Source organism: Nocardia sp. GP40, from assembly GCF_050434125.1.
GTDB classification, from domain to species: domain Bacteria; phylum Actinomycetota; class Actinomycetes; order Mycobacteriales; family Mycobacteriaceae; genus Nocardia; species Nocardia albiluteola.
Map to the genome: position 1 here is coordinate 178017 of NZ_JBNPVW010000009.1, position 11842 is coordinate 189858.

General features: G+C 68.2%; 12 protein-coding genes and 2 pseudogenes. 8 read left to right on the forward strand and 6 right to left on the reverse strand.

The window, feature by feature from the left end; genetic code table 11:
• Nucleotides 1–19: 19 nt before the first annotated feature.
• Nucleotides 20–691 carry a L,D-transpeptidase gene (locus ABH933_RS26305; protein WP_429426148.1) on the forward strand — a complete coding sequence of 224 codons (672 nt, stop codon included), beginning with the start codon at nucleotides 20–22 and terminating at the stop codon, nucleotides 689–691.
• 124 nt (nucleotides 692–815) lie between these two features.
• Here ABH933_RS26305 and ABH933_RS26310 read toward each other — a convergent pair whose 3' ends face one another.
• Nucleotides 816–1358 (reverse strand): YceI family protein, encoded by a 543-nt coding sequence (locus ABH933_RS26310; protein WP_429426146.1) that lies wholly within the window; start codon nucleotides 1356–1358, stop codon nucleotides 816–818.
• 136 nt (nucleotides 1359–1494) lie between these two features.
• Nucleotides 1495–2025, reverse strand: coding sequence for a TIGR00730 family Rossman fold protein (locus ABH933_RS26315; protein ID WP_429426144.1), 531 nt, complete (start codon nucleotides 2023–2025; stop codon nucleotides 1495–1497).
• An 84-nt stretch (nucleotides 2026–2109) separates the two neighbouring features.
• Here ABH933_RS26315 and ABH933_RS26320 point away from each other — a divergent pair, with 84 nt between their 5' ends.
• A complete protein-coding gene (locus ABH933_RS26320; protein WP_429426142.1) occupies nucleotides 2110–3270 on the forward strand; it encodes an acyl-CoA dehydrogenase family protein in 1161 nt (386 codons plus the stop codon).
• A 34-nt stretch (nucleotides 3271–3304) separates the two neighbouring features.
• On the opposite strand, the gene ABH933_RS26325 is transcribed toward ABH933_RS26320, so the two are convergent.
• Complete coding sequence (locus tag ABH933_RS26325; RefSeq protein WP_429426140.1) at nucleotides 3305–3895, reverse strand: HdeD family acid-resistance protein; 591 nt, start codon at nucleotides 3893–3895, stop codon at nucleotides 3305–3307.
• Between the two features lie 27 nt (nucleotides 3896–3922).
• Nucleotides 3923–4786, reverse strand: a complete 864-nt coding sequence (locus ABH933_RS26330) for an AraC family transcriptional regulator ligand-binding domain-containing protein (protein WP_429455124.1) — start codon at nucleotides 4784–4786, stop codon at nucleotides 3923–3925.
• A 27-nt stretch (nucleotides 4787–4813) separates the two neighbouring features.
• Between ABH933_RS26330 and ABH933_RS26335 the strand changes: the two genes are divergently transcribed.
• From ABH933_RS26335 to ABH933_RS26360, 6 genes and pseudogenes are all read left to right on the forward strand, one after another.
• Complete coding sequence (locus ABH933_RS26335) at nucleotides 4814–6109, forward strand: aldehyde dehydrogenase family protein (RefSeq protein ID WP_429426136.1); 1296 nt, start codon at nucleotides 4814–4816, stop codon at nucleotides 6107–6109.
• 125 nt (nucleotides 6110–6234) lie between these two features.
• Entirely contained in the window at nucleotides 6235–6567 is a 333-nt protein-coding gene (locus ABH933_RS26340; RefSeq protein ID WP_429426134.1) for a hypothetical protein, read from the forward strand.
• Nucleotides 6568–6666: 99 nt separating this feature from the next.
• Entirely contained in the window at nucleotides 6667–7536 is an 870-nt protein-coding gene (locus tag ABH933_RS26345; protein WP_429426132.1) for an LLM class F420-dependent oxidoreductase, read from the forward strand.
• Nucleotides 7537–7697: 161 nt separating this feature from the next.
• Nucleotides 7698–8879, forward strand: a pseudogene (locus tag ABH933_RS26350) (permease); the annotation flags it as partial.
• 327 nt (nucleotides 8880–9206) lie between these two features.
• Nucleotides 9207–9359: pseudogene (locus ABH933_RS26355) on the forward strand (esterase); the annotation flags it as partial.
• 61 nt (nucleotides 9360–9420) lie between these two features.
• The gene (locus ABH933_RS26360) at nucleotides 9421–10374 is read left to right on the forward strand and encodes a serine hydrolase domain-containing protein (RefSeq protein ID WP_429426131.1); all 954 of its coding nucleotides are present in this window, start codon (nucleotides 9421–9423) and stop codon (nucleotides 10372–10374) included.
• A 31-nt stretch (nucleotides 10375–10405) separates the two neighbouring features.
• Here the strand turns inward: ABH933_RS26360 and ABH933_RS26365 are convergent, their stop codons facing one another.
• Nucleotides 10406–11119, reverse strand: coding sequence for a TIGR04282 family arsenosugar biosynthesis glycosyltransferase (locus ABH933_RS26365; protein WP_429426129.1), 714 nt, complete (start codon nucleotides 11117–11119; stop codon nucleotides 10406–10408).
• Nucleotides 11116–11769: a glycosyltransferase family 2 protein gene (locus ABH933_RS26370; RefSeq protein ID WP_215921637.1), complete on the reverse strand. Its 654-nt coding sequence runs from the start codon at nucleotides 11767–11769 to the stop codon at nucleotides 11116–11118. Before ABH933_RS26370 ends, ABH933_RS26365 begins: the two co-directional genes overlap by 4 nt.
• Nucleotides 11770–11842: the final 73 nt, after the last annotated feature.

Here is an 11842-nt window from a genome sequence, read left to right on the forward strand (position 1 = left end):
GGAAGAGGTGCGAAAAGTGATGAGTAGCAAGCGTTTCCGCAACGGTGCCGCGCGACTGGCGATATTCGCGGGCATCGGATTCGCGGCGATGATCATGGCGGGCCCGGCCCCTGCGGCCCCTGCGGCCCCTGCAGCCCCGGCGGCGCCGGATGTGGCGGATTTTTCCGGATTTTCGATCGCCGCGCCGGTGCTTCCGGGCGGTCTTACGATTCCGGGAGCGTCGGATACCACCCAGTTATGGCCCGGCGGCCCCAGGGTCGGGATGACCCCCGGCGACTCGCTCTGGCCCGGCGGACCGGCCCTGCCCGGCCTGGCGGTGGTCAATCCGCAGCAATCGGTCAGTGCGCCGTGCACGACCCCCGGCACCCGTGCCTGCCTGCAGCTGTCCTCGAATCTGGCATGGCTGATGGACAACGGCAAGGTCACCTTCGGCCCGACCCCGATCTCGCACGGGCGGCCCGGGTTCGAGACCCCGCCGGGCGTGTTCCATGTCGCGTCCAAGGAGTGGTACCACTGGAGCACCATGCACCACGCCGAGATGCGCTACGCGGTGTTCTTCAACGGTGACATCGCCACCCACATCGGCCCGATCCAGGAGAAGTCGCACGGCTGCATCCGGATGACCCCGGACGGCGCACGAGCGTTCTACGACTACCTGCGCCCGGGCGACCAGTTCGAGGTGGTGCGCTGAATTCTGTGTCGACGTGGTGAGGGCGGGCCGAGCGGGCCCGCCCTCACTGGTCTCCGACTCGCTTCCGAACTGCTTCCGCTCCGCTTCGGATCGGATGGAGCCTGCTCCATCGGCGCGAGGATCCTCAGCCCTTCAGGCCCACCTCGACGGCGAGGGTGAGCTCGATCTTGTCGCCGATGACGACACGGCCGCCCTCGAGGGGCATATCGATGGTGATGCCGAAATCGCGGCGGTTGATGGTCGTCTTGGCCTCGAATCCGGCGACCGGGCCCTGTCCCATGCCGGGGTCGACGCCGAGGAACTCGACGTTCAGCTTGACGGGCTTGGTGTTCCCGCGGATGGTGAAGTCGCCCTCGGCGGTGAAGTCCTCCCCGTCGGGGCGGATTCCGGTGGCGGTGAAGGTCGCGACCGGGAATTCCTCGGCCTTGAAGAAGTCGGCGGTGCGTAGGTGGGCGTCACGCTGATCGTTGTCCGTGGTTACCGAGTCGACCTTGATCTGCACGGAGGCATGGGCCGTGCCGTCCTCGTTGACGACGAGCTCGCCCGAGAAGTCGCTGAAGCGGCCCTGGACCTTGCTGACCATCAGATGGCGCACGCTGAAGCCGAGGGTGGAGTGTGCGGGGTCGATGACCCAGGTACCCGCGGTCAGGCCGATGGGAGTGGACATGGCGTTCTCCTGTTCGGAAGGGGGCGGGATGCCGCGCTGCGGCATCATCCGACAGCCTATTTGGTTTCCATGTCCACCTAACTGAAAACCGGCCGTCGATATTCCAAATTGTTGTTGCGTTCTGCCGTATCGGAGGTCAGAGGCGCGACTCCAGGTACGTCATTACCTCCGCGGGTGTGTCGGCGAAGTGCGCGAGCTCGGCCAGCGGCAACGGCAGGAACCCCTCGGCCTCCATGCGCTCGAACTGCTCCCGCAGGCCGTCGTAGAATCCGGCGGTATTGAGCAGTACCACCGGCTTGTGGTGCAGCCCATGCTTTTTCAGCTCCAGGATCTCGGTGGCCTCGTCCAGCGTCCCGGTCCCGCCGACCATGACCACCACCGCGTCCGCCCGCTCGAGCAGCAGCGCCTTGCGCTCGGCCAGATCGGCCGCCACGATCATCTCGTCGGCCCCGGCGCGGGCCTTGGCCCGCAGGAATTCGACGGACACCCCCACCAGGCGGCCGCCGCTGCTCTGCACGCCGTCGGCGACGACCTTCATCAGGCCCGCGTCCGACCCGCCCCACAACAGGGTGTGCCCGCCCCCGCCGAGTAGCTCGGCGAACTCGCGCGCGGGCACAGTGTAGCGCTCGGAGAGATCGGCGGCGGAGAGGAAGACGCAGATATGCATTCGCCCACCCTACGAAACGGCCATATGGCACGGGGTGCTTCGGGTACCGTTGAGATCCGGCATTCGAGGGACAGTGGGGCAGTCGTGCAGGGTCTCGTCGTCGATTCTCCCGATCAGCAGTTGCTGCGCGAGGCCGTCGCGCAGATCGCGGCGAAGTACGGGGCGGAATACTTTCTGGAGCGATCCCGCTCCGGCGCGAAACTCGGTGAGCTGTGGGCCGATCTGGGTGCGGCGGGGATGCTCGGGGTGCACCTTCCCGCCGCGCACGGAGGTGGCGGCGCGGGTCTGACCGAATTGTCGATTGTTGTCGAAGAGCTTGCCGCGCATGGTATTCCGTTGCTGCTGACGGTCATATCGCCGGCCATCTGCGGGTCCATCATCGCCGCGCACGGCTCGCCGGAACTCGCGCGGGACTGGCTGCCCGGCCTGGCCGAGGGCAGCCGCAAGATGGCCTTCGCGCTCACCGAACCCGATGCCGGATCCAACTCACATGTGCTGCGTACCTTCGCCCGGGCGGACGGGGACGGCTGGATACTCTCGGGGGCAAAGCAATTCATCTCCGCGGCCGATGAGGCCGACGCGCTGCTCGTGGTCGCGCGCGCGATCGATGTGGTCGACGAGCGCCGGAATCCGCTGTCGCTGTTCGTGGTTCCCTCCGGCGCGAAGGGGGTGACGCTGCATCCGCTGCAGACCGTGGTTGTCTCGCCGGACCATCAGTTCACGGTGTTCCTGGACGAGGTCCGGCTGGGTCCGGATGCGCTGATCGGCCTGCCCGGCAGGGGATTACCACAGGTGTTCGCCGGGTTGAACCCCGAACGCATTCTGGCCTCGGCGATCAGCGGCGGCATCGGCCGCTACGCCATCGCCAAGGCCGTGGACTACGCCAAGCAGCGCCGCGTGTGGTCGGTTCCCATCGCCGCGCACCAGGGCATCTCGCATCCGCTGGCCGAATGTCATATCGCGGTCGAGCTGGCGCGCCTGGCGACCCGCTCGGCAGCGCAGCAGTTCGACGCCGGGGGCGATGCCGCAGGCGCGGCCAACATGGCGAAATTCGCGGCCGCGGAGGCCTCACTGCGGGCGCTGGATCAGGCCATCCAGGTGCACGGCGGCAACGGTCTGACCGCCGAATACGGATTGGCCGAGATGTGGTTCACCGCAAGGCTGATGCGCACCGCCCCGGTGAGCCGGGAGATGGTGCTCAACTATGTCGGCGAGCACACCCTGGGACTGCCCGCGTCGTACTGACGAGCCCGGAATTGTCGTACTGACGAGCCCGGAATTACAGCTCGCTCGGTGCCTGCTTGGCCGCGCTGCGCACCCCGAACGCCTCGATCACCTCCATGATGCCCATGACCAGCAGCCACCAGCCGGTGACGATGGTCAGCGCCGCGATCGAGTGGATCGGCCACACCACCAGGGCCACGCCGCCGATCAGCAGCATGATGCCGAAGAAGATTGTCCAGCCCTTGTTCTTGGTGCCCTCGGGGGCCTCCGCGCCGCCGATAAGCGCCGCCATGCCGCGGAACAGCCAGCTGATGCCGATCCACAGCGCCAGCAGTATCAGCGAGTCACCGATGTGGCGGAAGCAGAACACCGCCAGGATGAACGACAGGATGCCGCTCACGATCGATAACACCCGCATACCGGTGCCGATGTGCGGGCCCATCGCCGCGATCAGCTGCAGCACGCCCGAGATCACCAGGTAGAAGCCGAACAGGATGCCGGCGACGACGAGCGTCGGCCCCGGCCAGACCAGGATCATGATCCCGATGACCACCGACAGAATGCCGATGACCAGCAGTGACTGCCACGCACCACGGGCCAGCTGCTGCAGCGGCCCCACGTAAACTCCCTCTTTGCTGGTTGTCATGTTGGCAGAATAATCCCAGTTTGAGTATTAGCGGGCGATTCGCTGTAGATGAGTTGGTAACGACACGGCGCGGCGGCTGTGCGCCGGTCGATACCCGGCCGTGGTGCGCGCGGGCGAAGGTGCCCGGCGACTGGCCCTGCAGCCCCGGAACGCGGTGGCGAAGGCCGAGACGCTCGAGTACCCCAGCCGCTCGGCGGCGTGTTCGACGGTGAGCCCGGCGATGAGCATTTCCTCGGCCAGTAGTCCGACGGTCTCGTTGCTGACCTCGCGGAAGGTGGTGCCCTCCCGGCCAGCCTCCGGCGCAGCGTGTGCACGCCCGGATTTTCTTGTGGCAGAGGGAGATTCAGGCTGGCACTGTGGCCTACCAGGACGGCCTCCAGGGCGATCCTCGGCGCGGATGATCGGAAGTCGCGACCCCAGCACGTCCTGCTGCACGGTCGCGACGGCGGCCGGATCGCGCTCGAGGACGAACCGGTGAATATCGGCGGGGATGGCGTGATCGTCGCGGATGAACCGGAACTCCTCGCCGTGGTCCGTGAGCGTGTGCTCGGCGAAGGTGACCGTCAGATCGGCGTACTGCATGGCGATCTCGGCGGCCCGCCGCATCGATGGGCTGCTGATCACCGCGAATCCCATGACGCCGAAGTTCGGTGGGTGGCACATGAGCCCGGCCGTTTTGTGCCGGAATGCTGTGCGGCCGTTCAGTTTACTCGACGGTAAGTTGCTGGGTACGTCCCATATTCGCCGATTCCTGGCCCAAACTGCGCTGGTTGAATCTTCACGATAGCCATACGGTTTCTCGTATGCCGCATCGTGATCGGCCCCCCTTGTCGACCCGGTCATTTGTTCAATCTGCCGGTGAGCTGTGCGTTCGCCCTGCGGCACTTCCATACTCGACGCGTCCGGAGTGATTCTAAAATGCTGTCGGTTCCCTCGAATGCCAGGAATGCCTGGATCACCGTGTCCGCGCCGGCCGATGGCCGGGTGCTGGGTACCTTGCCGATGCACTCGCCCGACCGGGTGCAGGCGGTGGTCTCCTGCCTACGCGAAACGCAAGTCCTGTGGCGCTCGATGGGCGCCGTCGGCAGGGCGAATTGGCTCACCAAGTTCCGAGACTGGTTGCTGGGCAACGAGGATATGGTCGTCGGGTCGCTGGCCGCGGAAACCGGCAAACCGGTCGCCGCAGCGTATCGGGAGTTCCGGATCGGCATCGACGCACTGGACTACCACCGCACGCGCGGGGCGGAATTCCTCGAGTCGCGGCGAGTGCGCACCGGTGGCGTGCCGAACGCGTCGCTGCAGCTCGCGATCGCCCAGCGTCCCTGCGCGGTCGTCGGTGTCATCTCCCCCTGGGCCTACCCGCTGGCCGCGGCGCTGTTCGAGGTCATCCCGGCGCTGCTATCCGGATCGGCCGTGGTGGTCAAGCCGTCCTCGGTGACGCCGCTGACGCTGCGCGCCCTGGTCATCGGCTGGGCCGAGCTCGGTGCGCCGCCCGTGCTGGATTTCGTGACCGGTCACGAGGCCGGGCCCGCCCTGGTCGACGCCGTCGATTTTGTGCATTTCAGCGGTTCGCCCGAGACCGGCAAGGTCATCGCGCTACGCGCGGCCGCACGGCTGATTCCGTGCCGCCTCGAGCTGGGGGGCAAATCGTCGGCGGTGGTGCTGACCGGGGTGGACATCGGCCGCGCCGCCGCCGGGATCGCCCTGGGCGGTCTGGCCGGGTCGGGGCAGAGCTGCAGCTGCATCGAGCGGGTCTTCGTCGAATCCCCGATCTACGACGCCTTCATCGATCGTCTCGTCGACGAGGTCGACGCCTTCGGCGCCCAGGATCCCGACGACACCACCGTCGAGGTCATGACCTCGGCCGCGCACGTGAGCCAGGTGAAGAACCAGGTCGAGGACGCGGTGAAGCGCGGCGCCGTGGTGCGCGCGGGAGGGCACGGTTCCGGGCACATCTTCGCCCCGACCGTGCTCGTCGATGTCGATCCGGCGATGTCCGTGCTCACTCAGCAGACCCTCGGCCCGGTACTGCCGGTGGTGCGAGTCGCCGATGCCGAGCAGGCCATCGCGCTGGCGAACGATCCGTACGGGCCCTGCGCGAGCGTGTGGACCACCGACGGCCCCGCGGGATCCTACGTCTGCGGCCGTCTCACCGCGGCGCGGGTCGCGGTCAACGATGTATCGGTGCACCTGACGCCGATGCTGCATGTGTAACACCTCTCCAATGTTCTGTAACCCCCTCTCCAACAAGGAAATTCACGACTTTAGAAGAGAGCGATGAACACAATTCCCGAGTTCGTGGTCGATCCTTCGGTTCTCGTGTTCGCGGAGGTGAAATGATGGGCAGCTGGCAGATCTTCGCCGCCACCATGGTCATGGCCGGCGCGATGGCCGGTGTGCTGATGCGGCTGCGCCCGGAGCGGTTGCCCAGCGGCCGCAGCGTCGCGGAGATCCGTGAGCGCATCGTCGCGGAGAGCCTTCCCCCCATCCCCGTACTGCTCGCCGGGCACGGTGCGCCGGAGCACGCGCCCGAGGTGCCCGAGGCACACCGCATCATGCAGGAGCATCTGGACTGCACGGTGTCGGACTGCCCGCGCAAGGCGGCGGCTCACCGGGTGCTCGTGGCGGCGGGCCGGATCACCCCGCGCCGGCTCGCATCCCCGGCTCGCTAGCGCTCGCCCTCTTCGCCGCAACCGGCCCGCGATCCCGATAGGGTGAGACGGTCGGGGGATATGTCCGTCCCCTGCCCGCCCGGCGAAGGGATACGCAGCATGGATTTGAGCCTGCATTACTGGAACTATTCGACCCCGGCGGACCCCGCCCGCATCGCGACCACCCTCGGCCGCACCGCCCAGCTCGCGGAGCAGGTCGGATTCGCCGAATTCACCGTGATGGACCACTATTTCCAGATGGAGCACCGCGGCGTCGCCGAGGAGCCGATGCTCGAGGCGTACACCACCCTGGGGTATGTCGCGGCGCTGACCGAGCGGATGCGGCTGGCGGTCCTCGTGACCGGCGTGATGTACCGCTATCCGGGTCTGCTGGCCAAGATCGTCGCGACCCTGGACGTGCTGTCCGGCGGGCGCGCGCAGCTGGGCATCGGCGCCTCCTGGTACGAACGCGAGCAGCTCGCGCTGGGTGTTCCGCTCGTGCCGATGGGCGAGCGGTTCGAGCGGCTGGAGGAGACGCTGCAGATCTGCCTGCAGATGTGGAGCGACAACAACGGCCCGTACAAGGGCGAGATCTATCAGCTTGCCGAGACCCTGTGCGTGCCCGCGCCGTTGACGCGGCCGCGGCCTCCGATTCTGATCGGCGGCGGCGGTGAGAAGAAGACCCTGCTGTTCGTCGCGCGCTACGCCGATGCCTGCAACCTGTTCGGTTCCGGCATCGACGACGTGACCCACAAGCTCGACGTGCTGCGCAAGCACTGCGATGCCGAGGGTCGCGACTACGACGCCATTCGTAAGACGGTGACCTACCTGGGCCCCGTCCTCGACGACGCCGACGCGTTCGTCGCCGATGCCGAACGCTATGCGGGGCTGGGGATTACGCAGCTGGATGTCATGCCGGACCCGGGCGTGGATCCGCTGGAGTACGCCGAGCGGGCGGGTGAACTGATCCCGCGCCTGGCCGGGTTCTGACGCGAGGCTCACGCCGAATCGACGCCGTGGGCGCCGGACCTGGTTCCGGCGCACACGGCGTCGTCGTCTGCCGGTCCGCGGTGAGCCGCGCTTGCCAGATACCCATAGGGGGTATAGGTTATCTGAGGTTCGAGCAGGTCGATGGTGAGTGAGGTGGGCAGATGCAGACGGTATGGCACGCGATAGTGCATGCGCTGGCGCTGGCGGGGTCTATGACATGGGAGATCCTGTGGGCGCTCGTCCTCGGCTTCGCGCTCTCGGCGGTGGTGCAGGCGGTGGTGCGCAAGTCCACGATCGTGCGGTTGCTCGGCGATGACCGGCCCCGCACGCTGGCGGTCGCATCGGTGCTCGGGGCGGCCTCGTCCTCGTGCTCCTATGCCGCGGTTGCCCTGGCGCGTTCGCTGTTCCGCAAGGGGGCGAACTTCACCGCGGCGATGGCCTTCGAGATCGGTTCGACCAATCTGGTCGTCGAACTCGGCATCATCCTGGCGCTGCTGCTGGGCTGGCAGTTCACCGCGGCCGAGTTCATCGGCGGCCCGATCATGATCGTGCTGGTGGCGGTGCTGTTCCGGCTGTTCGTGCGCTCGCGCCTGGTCGAGGCGGCGCGGGAGCAGGCCGAGCGCGGGCTGGCCGGATCGATGGAAGGCCATGCGGCCATGGACATGTCGGTCTCCGGCGACGGATCGTTCCTGCGGCGGCTGCTGTCACCGCGCGGATTCACCTCCGTCGCCCACGTTTTCGTGATGGAGTGGGCGGCGATCCTGCGCGATTTGGTCATCGGGCTGCTGATCGCGGCCGCGATCGGCGCGTGGGTTCCGGATCGGTTCTGGCAGAGCTTCTTTCTGGAGGGTCATCCGCTGCTCTCGGCGGTGTGGGGGCCGCTGGTCGGGCCGCTGGTCGCGATCGCCTCGTTCGTCTGCTCGATCGGCAATGTGCCGCTGGCGGCGGTGCTGTGGAACGGCGGCATCAGTTTCGGAGGCGTGACCGCCTTCATCTTCGCGGACCTGCTGATCCTGCCGATCCTGAACATCTACCGCAAGTATTACGGCACCCGCATGATGCTGACCCTGCTGGGCGTGTTCTACCTGGCCATGGCCGGCGCCGGCTACCTCGTCGAAATCCTCTTCGGCGCAACGGGGCTCACCCCGCACGCACGCAACGCGATGGTGATGGCCGAGGGCATCCGCTGGAACTACACCACCTGGCTCAACATCGTATTCCTGGTGCTCGCGGCGGTTCTGGTGATCCGCTTCGTGCGCACCGGCGGAATTCCCATGCTGCGCATGATGGGTGGTTCACCGGATGCCGAGCATGATCATGCGGGGCACGATCACGCCGCGCACGATCATGCCGAGCACGGTAATGGCGCGCACGATCACGCCGCGCACGGCCATGCCGGACACGAGGATGCCGAGCACGATCACTCTGCGCACGGCCATGCCGGACACGAGGATGCGGAGCACGTCCACGCCGAGCACAGTCATAGCGAGCAGGATCACTCCGCGCACGGCCATGCCGGGCACGAGGATGCCGAGCACGAATCCGGGCACCGATCACGGTAGCGATCCGAACGGATCGGATTGTTCGCCAACGATATTGCCTCGACGCGGCCCCAAGTGGGGCCGCGTCGAGCTGGAATAGAGCGCTCGGATCGAGCGTTGGGGTGAGCCATGACGGTGAGTGGAACTGTGGCGCCCGGATTCGAGCCGGTGCGAGAGGCCTTCGAGCGCAACTTCGCCGAGCACGGGGATGTCGGCGCCGCGGTCGCGATCTACCGGGACGGTCGCCCGGTGGTGGATCTGTGGGGCGGCCTCGCCGATCCGGCGACCGATCGTCCCTGGGAGCGCGACACCGCCGCGTTGGTCTATTCGGCGACCAAGGGGGGTGCTGGCGGCCGCCGCCCACCTGTTGGTCGAGCGGGGGCAGCTGGATCTCGACGCGCCCGTCGCGCGGTACTGGCCGGAATTCGCCGCTGCGGACAAAGGGGAGATACCGGTGCGCTGGCTGCTGAGCCATCGGGCCGGCCTGCCCGCCCTGGACAGGGCGGTCCCGCTCGCGGCCGCGCTGAGCTGGGATCCGATGGTCGAGGCGCTGGCCGCGCAGCGCCCGCAGTGGACGCCGGGTACCGCCCACGGTTACCACGGGCGGACGTTCGGCTGGCTGGTCGGGGAGGTCGTGCGCCGGATCACCGGCCTGACGCCCGGCCGTTTCGTGGCACAGGAGATCGCGGGCCCGCTGGGGATCGACTTCTTCATCGGCCTGCCCGAGTCCGAGCGCGCCCGGGTGGCGCGACTGGTCTTCGCGCCCAGGCCCGAGCTCGGCAGCGTGGCCATCGAGGACATCCCCGAGGCGTTTCGCGGGATCTTCGCCGCCATGCAGGATCCTGACCACCTGATCAACCGGGCATTCCAGGTCACCGATCCGGCCGATCCGGACTTCGATTCCTACGAGGTGCAGGCCGCGGAGTTTCCCTCCTCCAACGGCATCGGCACCGCGCGCGGGCTGGCCCGGCTCTATGCCGCGCTGATCGGGGAGGTGGACGGCATGCGCCTGCTGTCCCCGGCCACGCTCGCCGATGCCGTGCGCGAGCAGGCCGAGGGCATCGACCGGGTGATGATGATGCCGGACCGCTACGCCAGCGGATACATGCTCCCCACCGCGAGCCTGGAGTTCGCCGGTCCCGACTCGTTCGGGCATCCCGGCCGCGGTGGATCGCTGGCCTTGGCCGATCCGAGCCGGGGGCTGGCCTTCGCGTATGTCACCAACTACATCATCGAGGGCGCGGAGGACCTCCGGGCGGCCGGGCTCGTCGCGGCCTTGAACTCGGTCGCGAGCTGAATCCCGCGGCGCCGGTGTCGCGGGCGCGGTATCAGACCGGGACGACCAGAGGTGCCGCCGGAGCGCGGAATCGCTCGACGGCCCGGGAAAAGCGGCCGCGGTACTCCCGCGACACGGTGAGCGCGTCCTCGACCGTGTCCACATCGGTGAGAATCGGCAGCCTGCGCACCCGGCATCCGCAGCGGCTCAGGGCCTCCCGGGTCAGCTCGCCGGTGCGGTCGGTCGACATGGGTACCTCGGCGAGCGTGCGGGCCGGGCGCGGGTCGGTCAGTCCGAGCGCCCACCAGCCGCCGTCGGCCGCGGGGCCCAGTACGGAATCGCCGCATTCGAGCAGGAGCGAGGCCGACACCGCGAGCAGTGCCGGACCGGCCTGCGGGGTGTCCATGCCGATCTGCAGGACCGGCAATCCCAGCCGGGCGGCGTCGGCGTGGGCATTGGCCAGCCGCTGCCCGAAGCTGTCGCCGCGCTGCGGTACCAGCTCGAATTCCTCCAGCGCTGTGGACAATTCGTCGGACCGCTCGGCCCGGGACAGATCGCCGGTCCAGGCCACCATGCGATGCTGGACGCCGCTGTGCCGCACCGCGGCCAGGGTGTCCAGCAGTGCGGCGGCCGCCAGCTGAGCCGACTCGCGCGGCGAAAATGGCGGTGTGAGACGGGTTTTGGCGAATCCGGCGATCGGGGACTTCGCGATCACGAGCAGTGTCGCGGCGATCTCCGGCTGCGTCGCGGCCGTCGGCTCACTCATCGCACGCTCCAGAAATCCTGGACCGCCCGCAGGGTGCCGCGCACCGACCCCGAAACCTTGGATACGCCATGGGTTCTGGGTCGGTAGTTGATGTCGCGCTCGACGATCCGCCATCCGGCATCGGCCGCGCGTATCAGCAGCGCCAGCGGATATCCCGAGCGTGGATGCAACGGCCCCAGCGCCAGAAGTCGTTCGCGGCGGGCAACCCGCATGGCGGCGATGTCGTGCACCTGCAGGCCGTGCCGGCGCCGCAGCAGCGCGGCGATCAGGAGGTTGCCCGCACGGGCATGCCAGGGCCAGGCGCCCGCGCCGACCGGCCGCCTGCGGCCGACCACCATGTCGACGTCCGCGTCCAATTCGCCCAGCAGGAAAGACAATTCGGCGGCATCCATGGATCCGTCGCCGTCGAGCACGGCCACCAGTTCGGTATCGGCCGCGCGAACACCCGCATGGACCGCCGAGCCGTAGCCGGGAACCGGTTCTCGCACCACGGTGACCCCGGCCGCCCGCGCGACGGCCGCGGTGTCGTCGGTGGACGCGTTGTCCACCACGATCACGCGGAACCCGGACGGAACGGCCGCCAGCACGCCGGGGAGCGCACCGGCCTCGTTGTGGCACGGGATCACCACGGTGACCTCCGGCGCGCCCACGGTGTCCTCCGGCGCTCCGGCCGGTCGGCGCTCCGGCTCCGCGGCATTTGCTGATTCGCTCGCAAGCTTGCTC